At 32.8% G+C, this 25,122-nt stretch carries 26 protein-coding genes; 10 read left to right on the forward strand and 16 right to left on the reverse strand.

Features of this window, described 5'->3' with window-relative positions:
* Window positions 1-2: 2 nt before the first annotated feature.
* From ACFFIX_RS20450 to ACFFIX_RS20490, 9 genes are all read right to left on the reverse strand, one after another.
* Complete coding sequence (locus ACFFIX_RS20450) at window positions 3-2,099, reverse strand: VirB4 family type IV secretion system protein (protein WP_378937348.1); 2,097 nt, start codon at window positions 2,097-2,099, stop codon at window positions 3-5.
* Complete coding sequence (locus tag ACFFIX_RS20455; protein ID WP_378937349.1) at window positions 2,059-2,952, reverse strand: hypothetical protein; 894 nt, start codon at window positions 2,950-2,952, stop codon at window positions 2,059-2,061. The genes ACFFIX_RS20450 and ACFFIX_RS20455 overlap by 41 nt, the downstream gene beginning before the upstream one ends.
* Window positions 2,953-2,973: 21 nt before the next feature.
* Entirely contained in the window at window positions 2,974-3,294 is a 321-nt protein-coding gene (locus ACFFIX_RS20460) for a PrgI family mobile element protein (protein WP_378937351.1), read from the reverse strand.
* Window positions 3,295-3,388: 94 nt separating this feature from the next.
* Window positions 3,389-3,754, reverse strand: a complete 366-nt coding sequence (locus tag ACFFIX_RS20465) for a hypothetical protein (protein WP_378937353.1) — start codon at window positions 3,752-3,754, stop codon at window positions 3,389-3,391.
* A gap of 363 nt (window positions 3,755-4,117) precedes the next feature.
* Window positions 4,118-4,939, reverse strand: coding sequence for an Rpn family recombination-promoting nuclease/putative transposase (locus ACFFIX_RS20470; protein WP_378937356.1), 822 nt, complete (start codon window positions 4,937-4,939; stop codon window positions 4,118-4,120).
* A gap of 197 nt (window positions 4,940-5,136) precedes the next feature.
* Window positions 5,137-6,408, reverse strand: coding sequence for a hypothetical protein (locus ACFFIX_RS20475; RefSeq protein ID WP_378937358.1), 1,272 nt, complete (start codon window positions 6,406-6,408; stop codon window positions 5,137-5,139).
* A 39-nt stretch (window positions 6,409-6,447) separates the two neighbouring features.
* Entirely contained in the window at window positions 6,448-6,783 is a 336-nt protein-coding gene (locus ACFFIX_RS20480; protein WP_378937360.1) for a DUF4258 domain-containing protein, read from the reverse strand.
* Window positions 6,784-7,027: 244 nt separating this feature from the next.
* On the reverse strand, window positions 7,028-8,587 hold the full coding sequence (locus ACFFIX_RS20485) for a hypothetical protein (RefSeq protein ID WP_378937363.1): 1,560 nt from the start codon (window positions 8,585-8,587) through the stop codon (window positions 7,028-7,030).
* On the reverse strand, window positions 8,553-8,801 hold the full coding sequence (locus ACFFIX_RS20490) for a helix-turn-helix domain-containing protein (protein ID WP_378937364.1): 249 nt from the start codon (window positions 8,799-8,801) through the stop codon (window positions 8,553-8,555). Before ACFFIX_RS20490 ends, ACFFIX_RS20485 begins: the two co-directional genes overlap by 35 nt.
* 443 nt (window positions 8,802-9,244) lie before the next feature.
* Between ACFFIX_RS20490 and ACFFIX_RS20495 the strand changes: the two genes are divergently transcribed.
* The 7 genes from ACFFIX_RS20495 (at window position 9,245) to ACFFIX_RS20525 (ending at window position 15,027) form a co-directional block, all read left to right on the forward strand.
* Window positions 9,245-10,330, forward strand: a complete 1,086-nt coding sequence (locus tag ACFFIX_RS20495) for a Rad52/Rad22 family DNA repair protein (protein WP_378937366.1) — start codon at window positions 9,245-9,247, stop codon at window positions 10,328-10,330.
* A gap of 87 nt (window positions 10,331-10,417) precedes the next feature.
* Complete coding sequence (gene dnaN / locus ACFFIX_RS20500) at window positions 10,418-11,542, forward strand: DNA polymerase III subunit beta (RefSeq protein ID WP_378937368.1); 1,125 nt, start codon at window positions 10,418-10,420, stop codon at window positions 11,540-11,542.
* Window positions 11,543-11,595: 53 nt separating this feature from the next.
* On the forward strand, window positions 11,596-11,934 hold the full coding sequence (locus tag ACFFIX_RS20505) for a hypothetical protein (protein ID WP_378937370.1): 339 nt from the start codon (window positions 11,596-11,598) through the stop codon (window positions 11,932-11,934).
* Between the two features lie 19 nt (window positions 11,935-11,953).
* A complete protein-coding gene (locus ACFFIX_RS20510; RefSeq protein WP_378937371.1) occupies window positions 11,954-12,511 on the forward strand; it encodes a hypothetical protein in 558 nt (185 codons plus the stop codon).
* On the forward strand, window positions 12,474-13,136 hold the full coding sequence (locus tag ACFFIX_RS20515; RefSeq protein WP_378937373.1) for a hypothetical protein: 663 nt from the start codon (window positions 12,474-12,476) through the stop codon (window positions 13,134-13,136). Before ACFFIX_RS20510 ends, ACFFIX_RS20515 begins: the two co-directional genes overlap by 38 nt.
* 42 nt (window positions 13,137-13,178) lie before the next feature.
* The gene (locus ACFFIX_RS20520) at window positions 13,179-14,171 is read left to right on the forward strand and encodes a hypothetical protein (protein WP_378937375.1); all 993 of its coding nucleotides are present in this window, start codon (window positions 13,179-13,181) and stop codon (window positions 14,169-14,171) included.
* Window positions 14,164-15,027 (forward strand): ThiF family adenylyltransferase, encoded by an 864-nt coding sequence (locus tag ACFFIX_RS20525; protein ID WP_378937377.1) that lies wholly within the window; start codon window positions 14,164-14,166, stop codon window positions 15,025-15,027. The genes ACFFIX_RS20520 and ACFFIX_RS20525 overlap by 8 nt, the downstream gene beginning before the upstream one ends.
* Before the next feature lie 179 nt (window positions 15,028-15,206).
* Here the strand turns inward: ACFFIX_RS20525 and ACFFIX_RS20530 are convergent, their stop codons facing one another.
* The 6 genes from ACFFIX_RS20530 to ACFFIX_RS20555 all read right to left on the reverse strand — a co-directional run bounded on the left by ACFFIX_RS20530 (window position 15,207) and on the right by ACFFIX_RS20555 (window position 22,016).
* Window positions 15,207-16,073 carry a hypothetical protein gene (locus ACFFIX_RS20530; RefSeq protein WP_378937379.1) on the reverse strand — a complete coding sequence of 289 codons (867 nt, stop codon included), beginning with the start codon at window positions 16,071-16,073 and terminating at the stop codon, window positions 15,207-15,209.
* A gap of 3 nt (window positions 16,074-16,076) precedes the next feature.
* The gene (locus tag ACFFIX_RS20535) at window positions 16,077-16,763 is read right to left on the reverse strand and encodes a hypothetical protein (protein ID WP_378937381.1); all 687 of its coding nucleotides are present in this window, start codon (window positions 16,761-16,763) and stop codon (window positions 16,077-16,079) included.
* 14 nt (window positions 16,764-16,777) lie between these two features.
* A complete protein-coding gene (locus ACFFIX_RS20540) occupies window positions 16,778-17,365 on the reverse strand; it encodes a hypothetical protein (protein WP_378937383.1) in 588 nt (195 codons plus the stop codon).
* Window positions 17,366-17,492: 127 nt separating this feature from the next.
* Window positions 17,493-18,353, reverse strand: a complete 861-nt coding sequence (locus ACFFIX_RS20545) for a tyrosine-type recombinase/integrase (protein ID WP_378937385.1) — start codon at window positions 18,351-18,353, stop codon at window positions 17,493-17,495.
* Between the two features lie 545 nt (window positions 18,354-18,898).
* Entirely contained in the window at window positions 18,899-20,482 is a 1,584-nt protein-coding gene (locus ACFFIX_RS20550) for a hypothetical protein (RefSeq protein ID WP_378937387.1), read from the reverse strand.
* Between the two features lie 832 nt (window positions 20,483-21,314).
* Window positions 21,315-22,016 carry a hypothetical protein gene (locus tag ACFFIX_RS20555; protein WP_378937389.1) on the reverse strand — a complete coding sequence of 234 codons (702 nt, stop codon included), beginning with the start codon at window positions 22,014-22,016 and terminating at the stop codon, window positions 21,315-21,317.
* Window positions 22,017-22,801: 785 nt separating this feature from the next.
* Here ACFFIX_RS20555 and ACFFIX_RS20560 point away from each other — a divergent pair.
* The 3 genes from ACFFIX_RS20560 to ACFFIX_RS20570 all read left to right on the forward strand — a co-directional run bounded on the left by ACFFIX_RS20560 (window position 22,802) and on the right by ACFFIX_RS20570 (window position 23,562).
* Window positions 22,802-23,119 carry a DUF3895 domain-containing protein gene (locus ACFFIX_RS20560; RefSeq protein ID WP_378937391.1) on the forward strand — a complete coding sequence of 106 codons (318 nt, stop codon included), beginning with the start codon at window positions 22,802-22,804 and terminating at the stop codon, window positions 23,117-23,119.
* A 65-nt stretch (window positions 23,120-23,184) separates the two neighbouring features.
* Window positions 23,185-23,343, forward strand: a complete 159-nt coding sequence (locus ACFFIX_RS20565) for a hypothetical protein (protein WP_378937393.1) — start codon at window positions 23,185-23,187, stop codon at window positions 23,341-23,343.
* 60 nt (window positions 23,344-23,403) lie between these two features.
* Window positions 23,404-23,562 (forward strand): hypothetical protein, encoded by a 159-nt coding sequence (locus tag ACFFIX_RS20570; RefSeq protein WP_378937395.1) that lies wholly within the window; start codon window positions 23,404-23,406, stop codon window positions 23,560-23,562.
* Between the two features lie 241 nt (window positions 23,563-23,803).
* Here ACFFIX_RS20570 and ACFFIX_RS20575 read toward each other — a convergent pair whose 3' ends face one another.
* Window positions 23,804-25,120: an FtsZ/tubulin family protein gene (locus tag ACFFIX_RS20575; RefSeq protein WP_378937396.1), complete on the reverse strand. Its 1,317-nt coding sequence runs from the start codon at window positions 25,118-25,120 to the stop codon at window positions 23,804-23,806.
* Window positions 25,121-25,122: the final 2 nt, after the last annotated feature.

Genomic DNA, 25,122 nt, shown 5'->3' on the forward strand with positions numbered 1-25,122 from the left:
CCTTAGCCATGATTCATTTTTTTCCGCTTTAACATTTCCTCTAATACCGCTTGATTTGATTCAATAAATGTTAGTTCATCTTCACTAGGATTTGTCTGCAACCAAACGGAGCTTTTACCTATTCTAAGAATACTTTCGCCTTTATCAGGATTACCAAAGAGTATATCGATCTCCCCATCACTCAAATCGAAGTTTTCTTTAACCTTTTTAAGGTCGATTTTGTTTTGTTGCATAAATAAGATTGTAAATGTGGAAGAAAGGATTCCACGAGCTTTTGGATTTTCTAAAATACGAACAAAATCCTGGGTCGCCCAGCATAGCCCACAGTTTCTTTTACGTGCACGCCTTGCAACTTTTTCAAAGAATGAGACTGTTTGCTCATTATCTATGAATTGCCAAAGCTCATCGCAGTAAATATATTTCTTCTTCGTAGCATTATCGCTATTCTTAGCGAAGTATTCCCATAGATAGTTAAGAATGACGTGATAAGCAATTGGGCGTAAGAATCCTTCTTCCATTTGACTAATGTTGAAATTAACAAGACGGGCAGACCCTAGGGATTGGGTAACTCCTTTTCCTAAATATGTTTGGCCATCGAAAATTGGTTTACTTCCATCTTTTAAGAAAGGCTTTATCGTAGCAATTAAACGTGCTGCTCTTTTGTCATTAGCGTAGTTATCTAATAAATATGAAAAAATATCACTTATTGTAGGTTCGGGCTTTCTGACAGCAGATTGAATGAGTTGACCATCAATTTCAACTACCTTATTATCGAATAGAGAGCTTGGGTGTGATGTGATACCTAGTTCATTGAATACAAATGTGATTGCTTCTTCCAAATAGTTCCGCTCAAATACATCAAGTCCTTGATCTTCACTATTTTTACCTCGAGCAATAATATCAAAAAAGGAAAGAATTTCGTTTTGTTTTTCGCGAAGTGGGACGAAACGAACATATGCTTTCCCCTCTTTTTCCACAACTTCCTTGTCGTCTCTATCCTCGAGCCAATCTAATTCTTCATCCTCATCTTCTAGTAAAATATCTGTTGTACTTACTGCACAAGGATTGATACAAATATCCTCTTCCTCACTAATATTTAAGTTGATACCACCTAGTCGTTTTGTTAAAGAAACGAACTCTCCTTCGGGGTCAATTATAGATGCGAAAACATTAGCACCACTTTTTTCTCTAGCAATTTTTAGTTTCATCGCCAATGATTTTCCGCTCCCAGGAATACCGGTGATTCCTATATTATAATTTTGAGGTCGAAAATCCTCGTTTCCAAAGCTATTTATAAATTCTAATTGTCCTGTAATTTTATTGATTCCTAATGGAACTCCACCAAGATACTTGCCGCTACCACTTATAAAGGGAGAAAAAGTAGATAATGCTCTTCGATCAATGTTTCTTAAAGAGTCTGATATTTCATTTCTCCCTATAGGAATGACACTTCTTAAACCCTTTTTCACACGACTCCAAGTGCTAGTAATCTTAAAAAATTGTCCTGACATCTCATCTTCAATAGATTCGCTATAATGGTTAAGCTCTTTCTCAGATTGAGCATATAAAGCTCCTAAAGTAGCTACGTTGTATATATCGTTTTCAGAAAATTGAATTTCTGACATTAATTGTTCGGTATCGAATATCTTTGTTTTCAAGTCATTAATCTGATCAATATTTCCTCGTTTAACTTGGAATGAAAGATTGGATTCCAACATCGTTAATTGACGTTGTAAACTTCTAATAGCATCTGTCTTACCGACTTTATGAACATCAACCAAAACATCTGCTTCACCACTTGAAGTAATAGAATATAGCCAGTTTGTTTGCATTTTTCTTGGATAACCATCGCGTGGAATATAAAATGGTCTGAAATAAGTCGTTGTTCCTAATGATTGCTTAATCATTCCGTAATCTTCAGCATTAATTTTTATTCCATCTGGAGCAATGACATCCCACATGGTAGGTTGATTTATTTCTTCTAATTGTTCTTCTAGTTCTTGATCTTCCATAGTATCTTTCTTCTTTTTAATTATCTTTGTAGGTTTATTTATCTTTTTAGCTGGCTTGCTCTTGCTCTTGTTTTTTAGCAAACTCATTATCAATGCCCTCCTTTACTAATTCAATTCTTGTATCATCCTGATCAGCTGTAACATAAAGAGCTAACATTTCTTGAACACCAAAATCTTTAAATCTATTTTTAACTGCTTTTCGTCTATTGAATGTGTGATATAAAACTTCACAAATACCTTCACTAGTTAATAATTCTACATTCATGCGAGATTTTCTTAATTGTCCTTTTGCTGTATTTAACCTCCGGTATAATTCAGCAAATGCTTTGTCTACAATTTTGTTTTCTAGTTCTTCTTTGTCTTCTGCAGTGATGTCATTTGTTTTTAATTCATAAGTAAAGATAAGATATCGTTTAGTTTCATATCGAGGTGATACTTGCTGCCACTTAGTTAAATCGTCGATCATTGATTTTCCATATTTATTAGCATTTTCAGAAAGGTCATCTGCTTCCATCATATTTTTCCGCATAGTTTCAATGGGTTCAGACAAATCAATGAATCGATTTTGTAGATAGAATTGAACATTGTAATTGATTTGAGCTAGCCATCTTTCGAACGTTACATCAATTGACTCTTGTTCGGCTTGACTCAATAAAAAATAATTTACAGGTTCTACTTCTGCTAATAAAACGAAGCGGTTGTCTTTATATCGAATCATGTGATTGTTGATTTCTTTAATATCTTGAACTAGTTCTTGGAAGACTTTCGGTTCTTGTTCAATATCCACTGAATGTTTTTTCTTTTTGTCTTTCTTTTGAACAAATCTTGTGCCCTCTTCAGTTGAGCCTTCTTTCCAAGGGAAAATCGGCTTTTTCTCCATTTTTCTAGCAAACACCCATATTGCTAATCCAAGGAAACCCATTATTAATATATCTCTCACTTAGGGATCATCCTTTCTCTTTTAGATTTTTGGTCCTTTACGCCAAGTGCCTATTTGATTTTTGTACCCCAACTTTATAATTAAGTAGAAATCATAATTTAAGCTGTATTTAAATTTTTTCATAAAACCTAAAACCCCGGTAATAACCAAAACAGGAATTGCAGAAATGAGACTCATGATCGCACCCACTAGGTAGTTAGAGGTTAGATTAAAGACAAACGGAATATACGCATAAATTAATGCTCCCCCTACAATTATGTAGATGAGTTGTCTTTTCGAAATGATTCCTAAAATCTCTTTTTGTTCACTTGCCATATCTATAGGAACTGTTACTTTTCTCATTGTTTCACCCACTAATTTCTAAAAATAGACCCCTCTAAAAATTAGAGGGGTGTTGTATTCGAGATATACCAGAGTTCTAATTTAGGATTTTTAATTAAGCGCCGAATCCTGAAATCCATCCAGCTATATCATATGCCTTAATTATTACCCATCCTCCACCGAAGGAACTTGCTAAGGAAACAAGTCCCGCGGATCTACGTTGTGGGTTTCCGTTTGAACCAGACAATAACATACCACCAATAATTAACATGATAAGTACCCAAAACCCACCTAGAATCATAATGAACGTAACAATTGAATCTAAGTCATCATAAATCCCACTGTTATCTATTGATGAGTTTTCAGTGATACCAGCTTTTGACCAAGCACTCGCTGATTCAGGAACTACTGTATATGACACGATTGTAAGCGTTAATACAGCAAGAAACATCATAAAGCTCTTGTTTTTAAGTGTTTTCATCCTTCTCACCTCCTTTTTAAAGGGACAAAAAAAATCCCCGAAAAAATCATGATGAACGTAGACTAATAGATTAGTCCGTTCATGATTTTTTCGGGGATTTCCCGCTCTTGTAATTAAATTGATTTTGATACTTTTATGTTAGTAGATTTCTTTAGTAAAAGCAAGAATTTTTTAAGCATAGTGAGGTAGGAAAACAAAAAGGTCTTGAACTTGGAAGAAGCGCTCAAAGTTCAGTATGAATATTGTTACGTCCATTACCGTTGTTAAAATTCATGTTTAATCACGGTTTAGTTGGTATGTAAAATGAGTTCAAAGAAAAAAAAACCACCAGATGTGTAACCTGGTGATTTTTTTAAAACAAAATTAGTTATATTTTTTTAGTAATTGCTCTAATTCTTCAGCGTTATACGGAGTGTACTTAGCGACTTCGTATAGCGGCATACCACTGTCCAATAAGTTTTTCGCTACTTCTAATACCCCTGTAACTTTAGCATCTGATAACCTACTTCTTTCATCCGTAAGAGCTTTTTCTCGCAACTCATACTCTCTTCTAGTTTCAGGATCAGCACTTAGTTTTAATAATTTTTGCTCTGCTTTATTGAGAATTATATCCATACTGATAACCTCCTTCAACTTATATTCAGAAATATCATCTTTTAAAAATAATAACCAGCGATGTAAAGGATTATTCACATTATCGTTTACTTTATTAAACTTTGGAAACTCAATGAAATGAATCTCTAGCAAGTCCGTTAATAAGTTTTTGGTTTGACTCTCTCTTAAGGTATAAGTGGAATGAAACTGTTGATTTTGTAATTCCTTCATACTAAAACCAAGAATGTTGATAGTAACGGTTTTTTGAAGTGATGAATACTTCTTCCCAGATTCAAAATCCTCTACAAAAAGCTTTGACCAATAGAAAAGAGTTCTTGGAATCATATTATTTTGATTTAACAATTGAACTTCAATGTTAAATTTTTCGCCTGTTTTGGTTTTAGCCTTTATGTCCAATATTCCTAACTTATCCTCAACTTTTACTCTATCCAGATTTTCCTTCTCAATCCTTAAATCTATAATATCTGATTTGAGAATTGCATTTAAAAAACCTATTAAGATATCTTTATCCTTTTCATCTCCGAACAATTTCTTGAATAAAAAGTCATTCAATGGGTTTAATCTATTCATATAGTACCTCCGGAACACATTTATTTTACCATATAATTTCCTGGTTTTCATTATTAGATAACCTTTGTACTGAATATATCAAAAGACCCCGATACGCCTAAACAGCGCGGGATCTTTTGAAATTTAGGATTCAAAACTTTAATGTAAATTTACCATCTATAATGTGTATTTACCAACTTTGATGTCACCCGTAATTTTTAAAATAATTTCTTAATTTGTGGAAGGGTGAGATTCAAAAATAAATTATCTAGCCCAATTCCGTCTTTTCCATTCCATATAATCAGGTTTGCTCGATATCCTTCTTCCTTCATTTTCTTAGCGCTATCCATTAAATGTTGTCTTACATATGGATTGTTTACAGCATCAGCATCAAAGCATATGTTAACTTGTCCCACTTCCATTTCCTTCAAAATCGGTAATGCAAGCCTCCATGGATTAACCCCAGGTAAGGACAGAAAGGTTGTTCCGATATCTTCTATTTCTTCTGGATCGTAAAGTTTCTCCACGAAATCACAAGAAATGTCACCTTTAAGCGGTCCTTCTCCTAGCCAAACTGTTTTCGCTTTTAGTGTAGTTCCAGCTTCCCATTTCTTTAACTTTTCTAAAGGAACTGAAACATGAACTGGAGATGGATTACCTGAACCCGTTCCCTTATTTTTATTTGCTGAACTTAACCAAAAATAACGTGTACCTCTTTTTAACTCTATCCATCCTAGTATTTCTTTATCTTTTGAAAAGATTGTAATAGGTTGGTCAAGTTCTAGTTTTTGTTCACTTAGGATATCACCTTCAAAAGATACCTGAACTATATTAGGTTGTTCGATCACTTTAGCAGTTAGACCTTGTTTACGTTCTTGTATCTTCACGTCATTAGGCGGTTTATCAATTCGATACTGCAACCCAACAATTTGATTTTTGTGATTTCGGAAAGGTATTAAAATACCATCCGTCGCATTTATTGTCCAATACTTTCCGTACTTTCCATCTGCAAGATAAAAACCTGGAATACCACTGAAATCATCTATTCCTAATATTGTTTGAATTTCTTTTACAACATTCCATGGTTGTGAAGATAATGAACGATATTTTCTTGTGTGGATCTGTTCTTCAGACAATTGTCTAGTTGAAGAAGTTAAATGTGCGTAATGGCTATCTTTTAACTCTAGACAATCTAGCATGCTCTGAAAAACTGAATTCAAGACACTATCTTCTTTCTTTTCCTCCCCATGATAAGTAGGGAGTTCCTCATCGTTTATTTTTTTCCTTTTCTTTTCACCTTTTAACATATGTAAATAACTCGGTAAACTTGAGTTTTTACTAAAAGGTCTGTCACTTTCAACACGAATACATGCAACAGCATCACCATCTTTATGTTGCATGCAGCCACCTGTTTTCCCGCAAATCGGACAAGCCACTCTCATGAATTCATACCATTCTGGAATTCTTGTTTTTCTAAGTTGATTATTCATACATAAACCATCCTTTCTTAACGTCTCATAACACACCCATTAAATACAATCAGTAAATCGTTTATGATCTATTGGTGGCATTACAGTAATGATTAAAAATTTACTCTTACCTTCTTCTGATAGAACCACCACAATAGGATTTAAGCTACTATCCTTACCCACAATGACATAATTAAAAGCGTTACTTCCAATGTCATGATTAAATCCATACTGAATATCAGTAATTTCTCCACCCATTATTGCACTTACAATGTCTCCTTTGGTATAGCCTCTTTTATACATACGTTGCTTAACGTGTGCACCCATTCGTATATACCCTTCTAAACTCATTAATACCTTTTTAATTTCTTTTAACTTTTCTGATGATCTTTTCATAGGTTTACCCTCCAACTCTCCTTAAAATAAAAAAAGCGATCTTGGAGTGTAGACAAATAGGTACATAAAAATGTACTCATCTACAGATCCAGAGATCGCATTGTTTAATCAAAAACCGCTAACCACAAAGGTTGCAAAAAAAATAAAAAACAGAAGATTAATTGTTTAAAATATATCATTGTCTTTTATTGATTTGCAACCAGGTTATGATTTAAATAGATAACGAATTTTTGCAAGAAACGACCTATTTTTGGGTAGTGCTTTCATTTCTCCTACTATTTTTTTTGGAAAGGAAATCATAGGATTCCTTAAGTTTAAGAGAAGGCTCCTCATACTCAATTAAAGGCTTTCTTTGGTTATAATTTCTGTAGACTTCCTTACTTAATTCAGGTATTTTTACCATAATAGGAATCTCTAGTTCTTTTGAAAGTTCACTTACCTTACTAAATTCATAGTAAATGTTGTAGATAAGGTTTTTGTCAAAACTATATTTATTTAGTGTAGTCTGTATGTACTTTTTCCATGACTTAGTTTCTTGATTAGCACCATCAACGAATATCCATAATTCATCAACATGATCTAAAATATTAAGTGAACTTTCTCCCATTTCTCCTGCAGGAAGATCAACTAAAACGATCTGATGTCCTGATTTAACGTCGTTCAAGTAATCCGCTACAATACTCTCATCCCATTCATTAGACGTATCCTCATGACCAATGGGTAGCCATTGTACACCTTTATATTTCCAATAGGCCTTTTGAGAAGATTGTCCTGTTTTGTCCATAAGTCCTTGAATATAGGATTTCCACTCTTGGGGTTTTGAAGTAAAACGATTGAGGGAATTCTTAAGATTTGGTTTGGTTGTACATCCTTCAATGACAGCTACGGAATAACCACTCTTTGCTAAGTGGATAGAAAAATTGATTGCAAACGTTGTAACTCCTATTCTACCTAGAGGAGACCATAACCCAATCGTATAATTATTAGAATCAGGTGATGAGTCGGGTGCATTAAAAAAGTTAATTCTCATGTTCCTTCTATTATCAAATCTTATATCAATGTCTATATCTGAATCTTTCGATGTAGTGCTTTGGAATTTACTATCTTCTTTAATAAACTCTTCCACTACACTGGAAAGACACTCACCTTCTATTTTTTCTATTACACTACCATCTAATTCAGGATAAGGTTCTTTTAAGTTTACTGGTTTTGAGAGATTTTCTTCATCATCAGGTAATTCATTTTCCTTGGGATCGGTTAAAATATCTTGATCTTCATTCCTGCTAATCTCTTTGCCTTTGGGAGAAGTAGCGGTAGTTGACTGTTTGGTATTCCCGTTTTTAACCCTTTTCTTTTCATTATCAGATTCACTTCCAATTTCTGTTTTTAGATCTGGTTGTTGCACCTTTAGACTTTCTTTGCTATCTAATGGCTTTTCCTTTTCACTATCTTTAGAGGAATTATGGCTTATAGAATATTTTTTATTTTGTAAATCCTTTATATACACAAAGTTCGTTAAAGTTGATACTTCTTTAAATAATGTAATTGGTCCCTTATCTATTCGTTCTACTTTTAATTCATTCTCAATATGCCAAATCTGACCTTTTAACCGTTCTTGATCAATCGTATTGATATCTTCTATAAATGACTTGTCGGAAATGAGTAGATAATAGTCTTCGTATAGAATGGGTTCTAATGCACTTATTTCATTAATCTCAACTATTCTTAAATCTTTGTACTTTCCTTCAAGAGCAGCAATAACAACATCCTTATTTTGAGAAATTGCCAAATAGATTTTTTTCATCTAATTCTTGCTCCATTCTTAAGTATTCATTGATTCTATCTCTTAATTGGTGTGAGAATGGAAATTTGTAATTTTCTACTTGTCCTAAATAACTAGCGGATACTCCTAGATCTTTTGCAAACTCATACTGACTCTTATTTAATCTTTTTCTAAGAATAATGAGTCTTTCAACGTCATTTTCGATCAATTTAATCTCTTTGAATTTATTCTCCATCCTAAGTTCACCCTATTCCATTTCCTATATAACTACAAAAAAACCGCTACACAATAGCCCTCGGTAAAGGGTATTGTTTAGCGGTTTTCGCTTTAATCTTTTAATTGTCTGTAAAAATTATAGCACATATACAAATCATAATAAATGTTAAGAGGTGATAATTTCAAAAGATATACTCTTGACTTTAAATAATCATATTGAGCATTTGAAAAATATCCAGTATAATAGCACCATATTCATTTTTATTTTTGTTTTTTTGCAACCTTTTGGTTAGCGGGTTTTTTCATTAAACGACATTTCGGAGCCTTTGAGGTTCATTTTTTGTATAGTTAGTAGATTTCTGTCTACTATTCTATCAATTTATGAAACTTCAAAGGCTTTTTTGCGTTTACGTAAAAAACATTGATGGATGGATATAACAAAATGAGAGAGGATGTTTTAAAATGGGTGAAAATTGTACAGAGAGAAGTATCGAAGAAATAACGAAAATGTTAGAAGAGCCTTTTGCACCAGATGATATTGAATGGAGAGTTCAACGTACTTTAAAAGTTCAAAATCAATGGAAAGCGATTGTCGTACCTTACGTTCAAAATAGAACGATTCAAGCTCGTTTAGATCATGTTTTTGGTGTGATGGGTTGGGAAAACAGTTTTAAAGAGCTGCATAAAGGTGTTATTTGTGGGATTACAGCATGGTTTAATGGAAGAAGCATTACGAAATGGGACGGTGCTGATATTACAAATATTGAAGACACAAAAGGTGCAGTTTCCAACTCTATGAAAAGAGCTGCAGTTCAATGGGGAATAGGTCGTTATCTTTATAAGTGCACAGAAGAATGGGTTCCAGTTTTTGATGATAAGAAACCTAATTCTATCTATATAAAAGATGACAAGAAGAATCTAAAAGGCTACTGGTTACCACCTCAACTACCTAGTTTTGCTTTACCTAAAGGATTTAAGCAGAAGGCTACAAACGGTAACCAACAGTCATCAGGTAAGCAAACAAATATCACTAAAAACCAAAATCAAAGTAGTAACATTAACAATGGGAATCAAAACGATCGAAATAAAGCGAATAAGAATAATAGTAACAGCAGCGGTTTTAATCAAAATCAACAATCTCACCAACAAAATCATAACAACACACAGGACGAAACAAAGAATGTTTTAGATATTATAGGTCGTACTGAAGCTTTAATTGGCTTGAATAAGCAGCCAGGATATATTGTTAGAATTTTCAATAGAGCAAACCCTAACAATCCTATTGCGCTTCCTATTGATATCACTAAATCTTCTATTGATGCTTTACGCGAGTATTACAAAGCATTAAAGCCTGTTAATGATGTATGTTCAGCTGGGAGAAACTATGGTATTAGTAATGAGCGACTAGTATATTTCGCTCAAATTGTTAAACCGGAAGTTATGATAGATAAATTGTTTAGCCTATTTTTCCAGTTAGATAAGGATGATGTAGGTAAAATTATACAAATGGCCAAAGCAGAAGGAAAAGAGCAACAACGTACTGCATAAGCCATGAGAGTAAGCACAATTGGGAGGTAATCACCTCTTTTTTGTGCTTTTTTTATACAAAAAATTAAACACTAGGAGGATTTTAAAATGAAATTTGAAATTAAACGTGAGGTTTTAAGTGAGGTTCTAAATAACGTTTCCAAATTGATTTCTTCAAAAAGTTCTATTCCAATTTTACAGGGTATTTTATTGGAGGTAGACGAAGACGAGCTGCGCTTAACTGCATCTAATAACTCGGAAACTATCCAACACTCTATTCCAGTTGATGGAGACAGTGTAGAGGTTTTTAAAACAGGAAAGGTCGTTCTACCTAAACAAATTGTAGAACTAGTTAAAAAAGCAAAAAAGAAAGTTGAATTTAACCTAGAGGGGTTTACAACTAAAATCAAGTCAGGAAAAAGTGTGTTTGAACTTAATTGTCTTGATGCAGAGGAATTTCCAAAGCTTCCTGAAGTGAACACCACTGAGCCTAATTTAAGGCTTAGAGGTACACAATTCAGTGATCTTATTAAAAAGACAAGATATGCTGCGAGCACTTCTGAAACTAGACCTATCTTGCAAGGTGTCTTATTCGAAATTCAAAAGGATTGTATTCACTTGGTTTGTACGGATAGTCATCGGTTAGGACAAATAAAACAAACCTGTGAAAATTCTTCGGAATTAAGAATAGTAATACCATCTAAAGCTCTTGATGATGTATTAAAAACGTTTGATCTATCAAAAGACGTAGAATTGTTTGCTAAAGATCAAATGATTTTACTTCGAAATGGTCAAACTATTTACTTTTCAAGATTATTAGAAGGAAATTACCCAGATACTAGCAGACTTATTCCAAACGATTTTAAATCTGAGGTTCAAGTAGATCGAAAGGAATTCCTAAACTCTCTTGAACGAATTAAGACTTTAGCGGATGCTGCTGACAATGGTAAAGGTGGCGTAATTAAAATGCATGTTAATGGGGTTTTGACTATATCCACCCACCAAGCACAAACAGGAAAAGGTAGAGATGAAGTTCAGTACTCATCACTTGAAGGAGAAGATGATTTTACGATCTCTTTTTCAGCAAAGTACATGATCGATGCATTAAAAACAGTTGATTGTGATGAGGTTGTGTTTAAGTACCAGGGTGATATGAGACCCTTTCTTTTAGTGCCTTCTGAACAGAAGTCTTATGAAGAATTGCAACTCATTTTGCCAGTACGAACTACTTAATAAAAACTTAGGAGAGTCATTATGAGACTCTCCTTTTATATTGGAGGAAGAACATGAATTTTGATCTTTCAAAATTTGAAAAAAATCTTAAAGAGCGAGATAAAAACCAAAAGCCTTCGGATCAGTGTGGTATTGCGAATGTCGTCCGCCACATTTGGGATCATGATCCAATAAGTTCGATCAATTTTGATAGTTTTTCAATTAGTGATGCGAAATATGCCTTAGAGGCCATGGAAGTTATTGAATTAGGCGATATTGGAGAAGAAGAGACGTTTTTGTGTGATCCGAAAAATCCATTCGTAATTCATAGAGAAATTGAGTCTGTTGTTTACGGATTGTTTCATTCAAAAAACAAAATCTATACGAGCGATGAAGTCGAATTCTTCATCTAGTAAGTTAGGAGAGTTATAAATGGAAATGGACATTTACGAGAAAAGTTCTCTTGAGGCAAGTATTGGAAATCTAATTATGATAAAAGTCTTTCATGACGCCGGTGTAGATGTTATGAATTTCAGCAATAATTCATTTATGGTTGATATTCAATACAATACTGATGAAGGCTTTAGTATATTCCTTGAAGGCCTTACTTCACTCTTCTGTAATGTAAGTTACTATGATTATGGTGAAATTGAGGATTCTGATGATTTGAAAAATATGATTTCGGATGGAATACCTGAGGCTGCTTATCTAATTCAGGACCCTATCTTTAATAAAGTGTTAGATAGCAAATATAGTGAAGAGTTTAAATTAATAATGCGCGACGAATCAAATAGCTTTGAACATCTTGAGGGAGAAATTATTGAACTCTTAAACAAAGATGGAATTGCTGTGATGATATGGTGGCCAGGCATGTTATATGAGGTAGCTTTATCTCTTATTAACTTAAAAAGAAAAGCAAATGAACTAATCCATCTGCTGGAGAGTGAAGATAATGGAATTCTTAATCAAGATAACAGACAGATTGCGTAATTTCAGCGACTGTGTAGAGGTTATTCAAAAACAAGCAAACGGTGTTGTACTTGGTGAATATAAGATGTCCTTAAACGATATCATAAATTCTTTGACTAATTCTAGTACAGAAGGAAGTACTCATGAAACACCTTTCCTACCGAAAAATTGTGTGAAACTTGTATCTACAATTAACGGTCATGAGGTTTTTATAGAATTACCAAAGCGGAAATGGCAAATAACGTACGGAAACGATACGATTACTGTAGGCTTTCCGAGAATGATTTTTGCTTATAAAGTTCATGGTAAATCGATAAGCAAGTTGAGGATTATTGCATTAAAGGAATCCGGAGCATTAAATGGGGAAACACCTATCTATTACTTTCCTTTCGCTAATGTCTATCATACTACTGCTGAAGTTTGTATGGGAGGAAATGTGTTTCCTGAGATTGAATGTCTGTCACTATTAGAGAAAATGCATTATTTATTCTTTGCAGCTCCTTTTAATGATGATTATGGTTCTATCTCTACCGAGACAAAAACAATGAAACAACTAATTGAGAGTTTAAAAGATAAAGAGTTTAATGATGATTTACTTATGCCTATGAATACCACCATAAATGGTTTCTTTCACTTAAGTAAATAATCGCTTATCAAAAATATTATAAAATTATTGGAGGAAAATAAAGTGACAAAAAACCTAGAGCAAACAAATATGTTTTCACTATTCGGTATTGAAGATGAGTACGAAGTAGAAAAGAAACGCCAAGAGGACGAACGCATGAAAGCACAGGCTGAAATGGCAAAGAAATTTGAAGAGCACAAGAGTAAGACTCCTTCTGCTACTGCTACTTCTAGTTCATCTCCTGCAGCTAAAGTAGATAAGTTTGAAGTAAACACTCAAACAACCATTTACTTCTACACAGAGGTCATTGCAATTACTGAATACTTTTCAACTGAAGAACTGGAGAATGGTATTGGTAAACCGAATAAAGAAGGCGTTATAGAGTATAAAGAGGTTGACGAGAATGAGCTAAAGAAAAGGCTTAAAAAAGATTACCCAGTTATTGATACGGGTGCTCAACTTGTCTATTTAAAGAAAAAGAATGTTGTGTCCATTATCCTTCAAGGAAAGAAAAAAGGATTAAGTGAAGAACATTGTACGAAAGAGTCTCCTACTTCTGGGGGCTCTTTTTCTTCACGAAAAATCCCGTTCACTTTACTCCGTGAATTTATTGCTGTATCCAAGTATTTTTCTGACAGATACGGTACTGAATTCTACGCGGATGTTTATTTCGATAAAGAGATGAAGGAATTCTTTATGGATATACCTAGACAAACTGCCAGCAGATACCTAGTCAGTGTAACGGAAGATCCTATGGTTACAGCATTAAAAGTAATGGAAAGACCATGCATTAAGGTTATGGAAATTCATTCACACCATGTAATGTCACCTTCCCCATCTTCTATAGATGACGAAAATGAAAGAGATGCTATGCCTCTTATCTACGCGATTATAGGAAGAATTAATAACTTTTTTCCAGAGATAACAGTAAGGACATATGATATGAAAACTCATTCTCATGTTTCATTAAGTCCCTGGTCAATCTTTGAGAATCCTTTTATTACTTTTTCAGATCTCCACGATCTAAGTGTGGTGGAGGTAACTGAACATGAGTAAAACTATAAGTCTCTTAGTAAACGACCACTACTATAAGAAAACAAAGATATACCCTTTTATCTGTCAAATTGGTACAGGAGGAAATGGTGGTTATGTTACTCAACAAATTGCACAGATGATGTCAATTTTTCAAATTAAGGGACATTATTTAATAGTTGATCCTGATAGAGTAGAAGAAAAAAACCTAAAAAATCAGTTGTTTATCGAAGCGGATATTGGGAAAAAGAAAGCAGATGTATTAGCAAAACGATACAGTGCTGCTTATAACATTCCGATTAGTAGTTATTCGGAATCCTATATTGAAGATATTCAGTCATTAAAAAATTTATTCAATACGGACTATCAGCAAATTGGGAGTGATTATGAGGTTTTATACATACCCCTCATTATCGGCTGTGTCGATAATAGTTTTACTCGTAGAGTTTTGCACGAATTCTTTGAATCCTCTCGTAGGTGTATTTATCTCGACGTAGGTAATGGAAGTGTAAAGGTACCTAATGATTTCCGGGATAGACCTAGAGATAAATGGACAAAGGAAGAAATTGAGAGCTATGACGAAAGCGGTTGGGATGGCCAAGTAGTTTGTGGTCTTCGTCTTGAAGGTAAGACGATTTTACCCTCTGCAGTTGATGTTTTTCCTGACTTTGCAAATGATCATGATGAAATTGCCCCTTCTCAAATAGCGTGTTCAAACCTTGTATCTATGGACCCACAACGTTTGATTACCAATAGAACGGCTTCATTGGCTGTTGCAACTTATATGAATGAACTATTTGAAAGTGCAACAATTTCTAAACACATGACATTTTTCCATGCTAAAGAAGGATATATGAAGAGTATGCCTGTTTATAAATAATTTGAAAAACCAGCTAACTTAAATGTCGTTAGCTGGTTTTTTTACTCTATAACTGCTGTTTGTGTGAAAAGAACTCTGAACCTGTGTAATCATCTTGAGTACTCATTCCATCAATGTGCATATTAACCGTTTTTATAATTTTATTATTGAAACTACGATCCAACAACCCCTTCATTTTTTTATTCATTTATTAAGATATAAAAGTCCTCTACCACAGCGAAATTAACAGAAATTGCTTCTCTTTTCACATTATTTCGTTCCATAAGACTAAAAAGTATTGCTTCTAAAATCTTTTTGCGTTGATTATCTTGTATGCGGTTGCTCAAATTAATATTAAGTGCATACTTTTTACTATCTTCTACAGGAATTGTAATGATAGAAACTTCTCCAGCTTTATTATCATTTGTGTGAATAGACGACCACCAAGATAGTGTCCAAATTTCAGCCTCTAATGTAATTACAGTACAACTAAGGTGTTGTTGAGGATTTATGAACGTAAGGTCCTCTACGTTAGCTAACAGCCCTTTCATTTCACTTTTGAAGGGTATTAGTCCTCTTTTTTCTCTCTCGTCTAAAATAGCCTGTTTAGCTCCTAAGCATACAATGTCAAATGCAATTTGTTTTAGAATATTTATTACATCTTCATACTTGGTTATTGCTTTCATAGTAAACTGGTGCATGGTATCAGTTATTACAACATCATCAAAACTTTCTTGAGCTAAATCCTTTATTAAATCAGGGATTTGTTCTGTTAGTAATCCTTCGGGTTGACTAAACCACTCATCCTCAATTTTTGTTTCACTATTCGATATTAATTCTCTTATAATATAATAACCATTGAAAAATTGACTCTTTGCGCTCTGGAAGAGCTCACCATCAAAACCTTCTGTATCTACTTCTTGTATTAAACCTTCAAATTTTGATCGATAGTATGCAACCATTATTGCAAATTCCTTATTAAAAAATTCACTGTTTTGAAAGTGCGCTTTTAATTTCTGATCTGTATATTTGAATAGATCCTCAGTAGATTCAATCGTTTTATTCATTGGTTATTCCCCTTTATTTTCGTCTAGTACTTTTTCTTCTTCTACTTCAAATGGTGGTGAAGGACTATCCTCTGAATATTTCCACACTCCATTTTCTTTTACTAAGCTGGTTATGTAATACTCATCACCTTTGTTGGACTTTATTTTTCGATAGAAATATCCTTCTTTCTTATTTTTACTCAACATAACCTTAGATAAAACGTAGGATTCTTGTTGTATTTTTTGCTGTTTATATATTGATTGAACATTTTCAAAGATTAGTACACCAGTATCTTTGTCTTTTACTGTTTCTTCGTGGATTCTAGGCGAACCATAATCTTTAAGGAACTGATAAAAATCTTCAGGAGATTGACTAAATGTATAAAATTCGAAGAGAACTTTTCCGACATAGATAGCTAATTCATTTTCATCTGTGTAATTATCTTTAATTTTTACATTAGTACCGTCGGATATAACTTTACTTTTATCCATTTCACTTTCTTTTATCACATCTTCAATTGGTTTTTCATTACTCTCTATAATTTCTTTTTGCTTTTTATCCAATTCTTCTTTATTTTGATCCTGCAATTCTTGTTTTTCAGAATTCTTCTTCTTTGTTTTTTCTACTTCTTCCATTAACTTGTCGTTACTACATGCAGATAACACCGAAACAGATAATAGAACTATTGCGGCTTTTTTAGTAAGTTTCATTTTAATCCTCCCTTCTATGTGGAAACTCGAAAAATTAACTTATTTATCTCTTGATTGGTCAAATAATTTGCCAATTCTGTACTATCAATTGCATTTATTTCTTCCACATTATCTATAAATAAATTAGGTACATCAGGAATTTTAATTTGACCTCTTCCTGGTATCACTGAAACATGTATACATTTTTCTATACAATAAGTAATTGTTCTCAGGAATCTCTTATCTACATTGGTTGGCACAGAAATACCTTCTATTTTTCTACTTCCAAATAAATTTATACAAAGTATAATAGAGTGATAATTCAGCAGTTTAGGATCTAACTTTTTACTAAAGATCTTATTCCCATCTTGGTACCATTGATGCACTAATTTATTAAGATAAGTATTAGGTGGAATCTTAAACTGGCCCTTTGTCGGTTCAACTAAAACAAAATCGTATAACCCATTATGTTTAAGATAGTTTGATAGATAAAATGACTTGTCCTTTTCAAAAGGGACTTCCAATGTATAATTTTCATCCTTAAATGATGTAACATCTCCGCAACTTATGAGGGAGGCTATTATTAAATTCTCAAGTCCTTTAAAATTTTCATGTGTAATCACATTCCTTTTTCCCACCTTTACGAAAAAAAGCCCAAATAGACACAGCATGAGCTACATCCATTTGGGCTTTTACCCTTATATTAACTTTTAATTTCCTTGATACTATATAGGTATTCTATATTGTTATTTATTGAATTTCAAGGACTTCTTTTTTCATGTGACGCTCGACACTATTTCTAATCAATTGAGCAGCACTATTGTTTTCAATCCCCAATAGATTAGCAACTTGCTCTATACTAAACCTCTTTTTTGTATATAAATAATAAGCGAATGCATGCCTAATGGTGTTAAGAGTAATTTTATCCGGATATCCATAATCCTCTGTTATAGCATTTAAGTGTGTATATATAGACATTAACTCAATAGGAACGATTGATTCATCATGTTTTTTGGTTACAAAAACAAAAGTAGATCCATTAAATTGAGATTCGTAGTAATGGTTAAGTAATAATCCTGCATCCTCACCATCTAAGATTATGGAGTGTTTCTTTAATTTCAGTTCCACACTATCCCCGTGGTCAATTACGCTATCTTTATGGAATTGAAATTCAGTACCTCTTAATCCTTTTGTCGCTAATAAAAAGATTACTTTTCTTAGAACAGAGTAATTGGAATTTCTATTTACCTCTCTCAAGGTCTTTAATAGCATTTCATATGTTATATTACTTATTTTTTCATCAACACTATCTGTATAACGTTTTATCTTTACAGCTGGATCAATCGGGACTTTATCGTTTATCCAAAGATAATCAAAAAATCCCTTTAAAGTAGCTAGTTGTTTATTAGTAGTTTTTATGTTATTTCCTTCATCTATCTTATACTTCAGGAAAGATTTTATATCACTTGGAGTTATTTCATATAATTCCCTTTGCTTACCATATAGGGTGTCTAAATAATAAAGAAACGAATTTATAGTTTTGATATAGCCGGTAATAGTATTTTCACTTTTCCCAGAAGACTTTAAAAATAGAGAGTACCCGAAAGGCATTTTATCACCCCGTATATATTAATTAATGTAAATACAACTACTAAAGATTAAACCCTTTTAAATTATAAACCCTTTTATAAAAGTCTTTACCCTATATGTAGTAAGGAACTATCATTTTTTAATCATATAAAAACAGATTTTGAGATTTAAATTATGTTAAAAGCAAATATATATACTCTTATTCATACGAAAAAATAGAAGTATTGATTTCAGAAAATTCATAATAACATTAATTTAAATATATCATCTATTTATTAACTTATTCTACTATGCTAACAAACTTTTTCTTGTTTTTTTATGTTTAATTTCGATAGATATCCACATTTTCCACATTTCTCAGGTAATTAACATGAATAGATATGCTTTTTTGTGAGTTAAGGCAAAAATATAACATCTATCTATCGAGTATTTTTAAAAATGTCAATTATTATTAAAAATAGTTAGATTTCAGAGCACACTAACGAATATAGTGATCATTAGTTCATTTAGAACAAACTAAATAAACCCTCTTCACTACACATTAGAGAACAGTTTCTAGAAGTGAATTATTTAATTGCAATTTTCCTAATATAACACTTGTATTCATTGATTAAAAAATGTTCAAGATCAAAATCATTAGGAAGGTCTGGTACTACATCTAACCTAGTGAGATCAGCTACTCCCTCCATTAGCAATTTCGCTATTTCTTTTTCGCTTAGACTTTTCAATAGATCCACAATTCTTTGCTCTAGTGACGAATATTCAATTGGATCTACATTACTTCTCACTGCTATTTGTCGAACAATGCCTATCCCTTTAATTGCATCTAATTCACCAATAAAATGATCCTCGTAATTGGCAGGTTCATGGACTGCTGCTTTAGTATGAAATTTTTCTAATATCGGTGTGGCAATCTTACACATTCTTCTAAACTCTCTAAGGGAGTAGTAACTCATCTTAGAGACAAAATCAAACATTCTAATTTCTCGGTCTATTGGCTTTTCCTTGTTATGAGTAATGTAGTTAAGGAGGCCTTCCTCACGAGCAATCTTTGAATAATTAATAATTGAAAGATGTTTTATCGATTGAATAACAAAGTTTTGTAGATCATATGGAAATTTCCCGTAATAATTAACATACTCTTGTATTGCTGATATCGAATGATTGATTGCTGCCTTAGATCTATCTTTTAAAATATATAAAAGTTCTCTAAATAACTTCCCTTTATACAAAACTTCCAATTCGCCAATCTTTTTAAGATTAATTTCTTGTCTAATATATTGGGCTTCTCTTTGGTAAGTTTCTTGTGGTTCTAGCGGTATACGGTACAAATCACCTTTTTTTGCTTGAGAATAATAATACGGATTCAACCTCACCTGTACCTTGTAGAATCGCTTTCCCTTCTTAGTGAGCAATAGTTGCCCAGGGATCTTCTCAAACAATGCCTGGTCATTAACTAATTGAAAACTAATAAGGTCATATAGAACTCTCCGAACATCTGAGTTTTGCTGTTTATGAAGCATACTTTTCAAATCAGACATAATAACATCACTGCATTTTGCCTCAATTCGATCTGAAGCATCTAACACTCGAGAAAACTTAAATTCCTTGTTATTTCCTTGCTGCCATATAAGTGAGAAGTACAGCTTAATATGCGAGATAGATAGATTGGTAAATCCTTTACTAAATACAACTGGGTGAGCAATAACATACCTTTCTACTCTTTCTTTCTCTTTGTTAAAAAAATGGTTAAGTTGAATAGTGTATCTCTTAGTGTATTTATTCTTTACAACTTCTATCAGTGAATTTAATTCAAGCTTTTTCAAAGAGATTTTAAACTCCTGATATGTAATTGGATCATGAAAGAGTTTGCAGAGGCGCTCTGTATATAAATTATGAGGATTTGTTTCACGAATTTGCCCTATCGAGTTACACGCAACGTGTAAAACAATTGTAGTAACAATATCACAAGTTGTTAGATGGTGTAGTGAGCGGCTTCGAGTTGCCCCCTCTTCTACTATAGGGAAAGTAATATCTGAATTATATTTAAGTTCAATATTGTATAATGCTCGTAAAAATTCAGCAGAAAGTGCAACATGTGTATAAATTTTATCTTGTAAACTTGATTCAGTGTTTTGTACAATATCCATCTTGTTAACGATCCTCTCTAACACATTTATTTTAGTGTATATTCTTACACCAAAAATATCTTTAATTACAAAGAACTGGTCAACAAGTCGGTTATTCTCTCACTTCTCTGTTCTGAGGGCAAGAGTTTTCTTTTTCGTTTTTTACCAAAATAAAAGACCAGTGGGTAGTATCTTCGCTGAGCTCAAGTCTCGAGAAAATACTATCCACTGGTCCTGGTTTACCTTGTATGTATCTATTTGCAGAATTCTACTTTTATAATGTTGAATTCAAACTTAAGAAATGGTAAACTATCCTTAGGTTAATAATGTTAGCGATTGTTGTAGCAATCGTGTGGCGTAGTATTTCTCGGTTGATTTCTCAGATCAATCGAGATATTTTTTTGTGTATTTTTTGTTTTTCTATTATTTTTGTAGACTATAAGTTTACTTTTTACTTAAATTTCCAATAAATAGGTACAAAAAATCTAGCCCTATAAATAAATCCATCGAAGATCTGATTGATTTATTCTGGCCTCTTGTTTGTCCTAAAACAAATCATAGCATAAGACACCATTATTTGTGAACAATTAAAACACAAATTGTCTAACGTTGTCATTTAAACTCTAAATCGAAAGATTAATCTTGCTTAAGAAAAAACACCATGATAATATAGCTTTACAACCTAATATTTAAAAACGAACTAGCCAGTAATGCGCTTGTTTGTCCGGTAAAACCCGCACCTAATGGTGCGGGTTTTTGCTTATTTCATGCTCCTCAATTAAGCATTAATTGATCAGTGATGAATCACTAGGTACAAACAATATAAAAAAGCTAGTACAATTTAAGTACTAGCTTACCTTTCATCTTCTATTCCTAATTCTTTTTCAAGCTCGTACTCAAAGTTTTGATTCTTATAATTCCTTATAAACTTCTCTCTCTCTTCGTAGTTTTCTTCTTTTCTAAAGAAACCCACCTTTCGTATCCTAACGGTTTCAGGTTGCTCGCTCCACTTATTAATTGCTTCTTCTTCCAACTTATTATTAATTTTCATTTGTAGCATTGCATTATTAAACTTTTCTTGTCGAATTTCAAGGCTGGATTTAGGTTCTGGTAACATCTTAGAAATACTACTAGCAGCTACTTGTTCAAACCCTTTAAGCATTTCCTTATGCGCTTGTTCTAGTTGTTCTTGTACCTTTGCATTCAGCTTTCTAAATAATGCTGCCTCTACTTCCGCTAGATCCGTACCAGGAGTATTCCCTTCCCATTCTTCCGGAAATGATCTCGTTTCTATAAATTTAGGTAAATTCTGAAATATAACATCTAAGCGCCAATTTTCTTTTCTTTTTTCAAAGATAAAAATACCTATTCGAAGGTCTAAATCACCATAGATTTTCTCCCCAACTGCACGGTTTACATAGTGAACACCCATACTCTCTAACTTGTTAAACCACTTCGCGACAGTATTATAATGAACGGAACCATCAATACTTTCGGTTATCTTTTCAGCAAACTCAGTAATTTGCCATACATTTGTTTCAATATGTTCACTCACAAAGTCACCCTCCTTTATGATGAATCAACGTTGATATGTTAGTCACTCATGATACAACGTTTGTTAATCACTATAAGCAATATAATACATTCAAGTGTTAAGATTGAGCAACTCTTAAATTCTATACATTAAAAATTAGCATCATTAACTATTAATGGTTAATCACTCCACTCTCACTAGTGCTGTATAACCAACTAGTTGTTAATCACTAGTCGAGAGTGTTCTACAAGGTATTAATAATAAAATACCAGTGATGACTCACTCATCATTAATCAAGTGAATGAATATGATTGGTAGTTAATCACATGTGCTTGTGTTGTTGCCAAGCAACGACTTATAATTAATCACACGTGATCGATCGGTGATTAACATATCACTAGTGGCTCATTATAGTTAATCACTTGTGACAAGTGATTAACTAGTGACCGTATTTTTCAAGGGATTTTTGCTTAATTCAGTTGTCAGTTGACGTGATATGAATTTTTCGTTTTATATTAAACTAATTAAGGACACAAATATATATTTGCAATTTTCCGATAATATAGATATACTTTATTTATTAATTATAATACTTGAGGTGAGTTGCATGTTAACACTGTTGAAAGAGAGCACAAAACAAAAATTAGATAAAGTAGTAGTTGCTGTTGCTTTTATAACTACAATAAGTGCAGCTGCTTTTGCTTTAATAAAATGAATAATGTAAAAATAACACCGTCTCATAAGGGCGGTGTTATTTTGTGTTATATTAAATTTATTGTATTAATTAAAGAGTAGTAGGTGCAGAGATGAAACATTATCTATTAAGTCAGAATTTAGATGACTTGATAAGGCATTATATAAGTTCTAAGAAACTAATCTCGTCAAGAGAGTTATGTTCAGTAATAATTAATGATCATAGTGGACCAAATGACAAATTTATATCTGGAAGACCAAAATTGATAGTTCCGGTAACAATTAAATTACTGTCAATGGAAAAAGAAGGTTTTATCATAGGTATTACTAAAGATAATAATGATTGTACGTTTGAAATAGTCGGAGATATGCAGGATAGTAATCCTGAAAATTTAGTAAATAAGGATGAATTTCAACTTACTCTTTTTTAAAAACATTTTTTTAGATTTCCGCTATTTCGTGTAGATATCTTAATGATTTTAAGGGGATTTTTTCATTGAAGGATAATAGAAATAAACATATATGGATTGAGACTGAAGAATGGGCAGAAGGAGAATGGGATGTAGAGGATGACAATCTTGATGTCATTGTAACCTTTTCTGATCGTTCTAAGTGGATTACAAGTTTCTTCACGTATAAAAACATTCTGTCTTAGAGAGAAAAAAATGCAAAGACATGCGAATGTAATAGCGGATCATTTCTTTGGTTAAGCGATATGGTTCTAATTGATATTGCAAGTCGAGAACGAATTGTTGAAGTTATTGAATACTTTCTCGATAATGGTGAGTTTGAGTCTGTTTTTACTCGCTATCCGGATGAGGAAGTTGAAGATGCTAATTTATATCCAAAAGGGTTTTTTAGCTATAAGCTTTAAATTACTCTGTTGTTGTTACTTGAATAAACTGAATCGGTGTTGCGCTAATATACCTTTCAAATAATAAATTTGGGTTGAATTATACGATTAAGCATCGTAAAGATAATATCGCAATTAGGAAATTGTCTCTTTGCTTATTTTCTTCCTTAGTTACTTAAATATTCTCAGCATATTTTCTAAGTATCTACGGAATTACGTTTGTATGTAAAAAAACGCTAGATAATATCTAGCGTTTTTCAAATTACATGTCTTCTATTGGATCATAGTTGTCCTCTTGTTTTTTCTTACTCTCTGATTCAAAATCATCTATAGTATTACTATTACCACTTAATAAAGAATCAAGGTCATCAACACTGTCCACTTGTTTCTTCTTCCTTTTAAAAGTTTGTAATGATGCTAATACATCGTCTTCATCATCTTTATTATCTTGGAGTTCTGTTAAACGATTGTTTTCGACCACTAATTCATTAACACGTGTAGGTAAATTTAGACCTGCAAATACAGTGTAAAAATGAACACCACGAGCTTTTTCATCAACGTATGTTGCGATAGGTTTTTCTCCTGCTAATGGTGCAATTTCATCAACAATTGTTTCAATTTTATCAGTGAATCCTAATGTGAATACTCTCTGAGCAGTAGGCTTATTTGATATTACACTTGCAGCAGCTCGGGTTGCGTTATCCAATTTATATCCATCCGAAAGAATTCCATTATTGATAGAATCCTTAAATTCTGGGACATAACTAGATTCATTTCCAAGATCAATTTTTGAATCCTTAACAGAGTATTTAGATAAAGATAACACTCCAGGAGTCTTTAATAAATTTTCAAATTCACTTGAATCAAAGTGAGAGTCTCCAAATGGTTTAAAGCTTGCAGTAACAACGTTTAATTCATGAAGAGTAGCAGAAACAAAGTTATTACTGTAAGTGAGGTAGTCGGCAAGTGTAGAGTTAGGATTTTCTTTTATGAATTTATCATATAGTTTTTGATTATCTACTAGAATGATAGATCCAAGTCCAGCCATTGCCTTAGAAATTCTTTGAAGTCGCTCTAGTGCATTACTTATTACAGTAGAACCTTCCTTATTTCTTGGAAGCGTAAGAATTAATCCGAATCGCTTTTTAAATCCATTGCTATGAAGTAACTTAATAGCCTCTATAACACTTCCCGTTCCAGTACCACCGCCAAGCCCAGCAACTATCCAGATAAAATCACGATCCATAAACTGTTTTTTTATGGCACCAGTAACTTTTTCCTTTTCTTCTGTAAATGCTTTTTCTCCAGCTTCAAGATCACGACCTGCACCTTTTCCATTACCTATTTGAAGCTTTTCAATGTTGGGGTTAATTATATTTATTTTCTCAAAATCCATATTGTTTGTATTAATTAATAGTCCATTGTAGGGGAAATGGCCATTTTTCACATTAGTCTTTACATTAGCGCACTCAGCAGCGATAGAGCATCCACCCATACCTAAACCCAGGTACCCAAACTTCAAAGAAAAGTGTAGATCATCTCGTTCTAATAAATTTTGTTGAGTTATTGTTGTTGTCATAT

The sequence above is a fragment of the Metabacillus herbersteinensis genome, assembly GCF_042433335.1.
Classification (GTDB): Bacteria; Bacillota; Bacilli; order Bacillales; family Bacillaceae; genus Metabacillus; species Metabacillus herbersteinensis.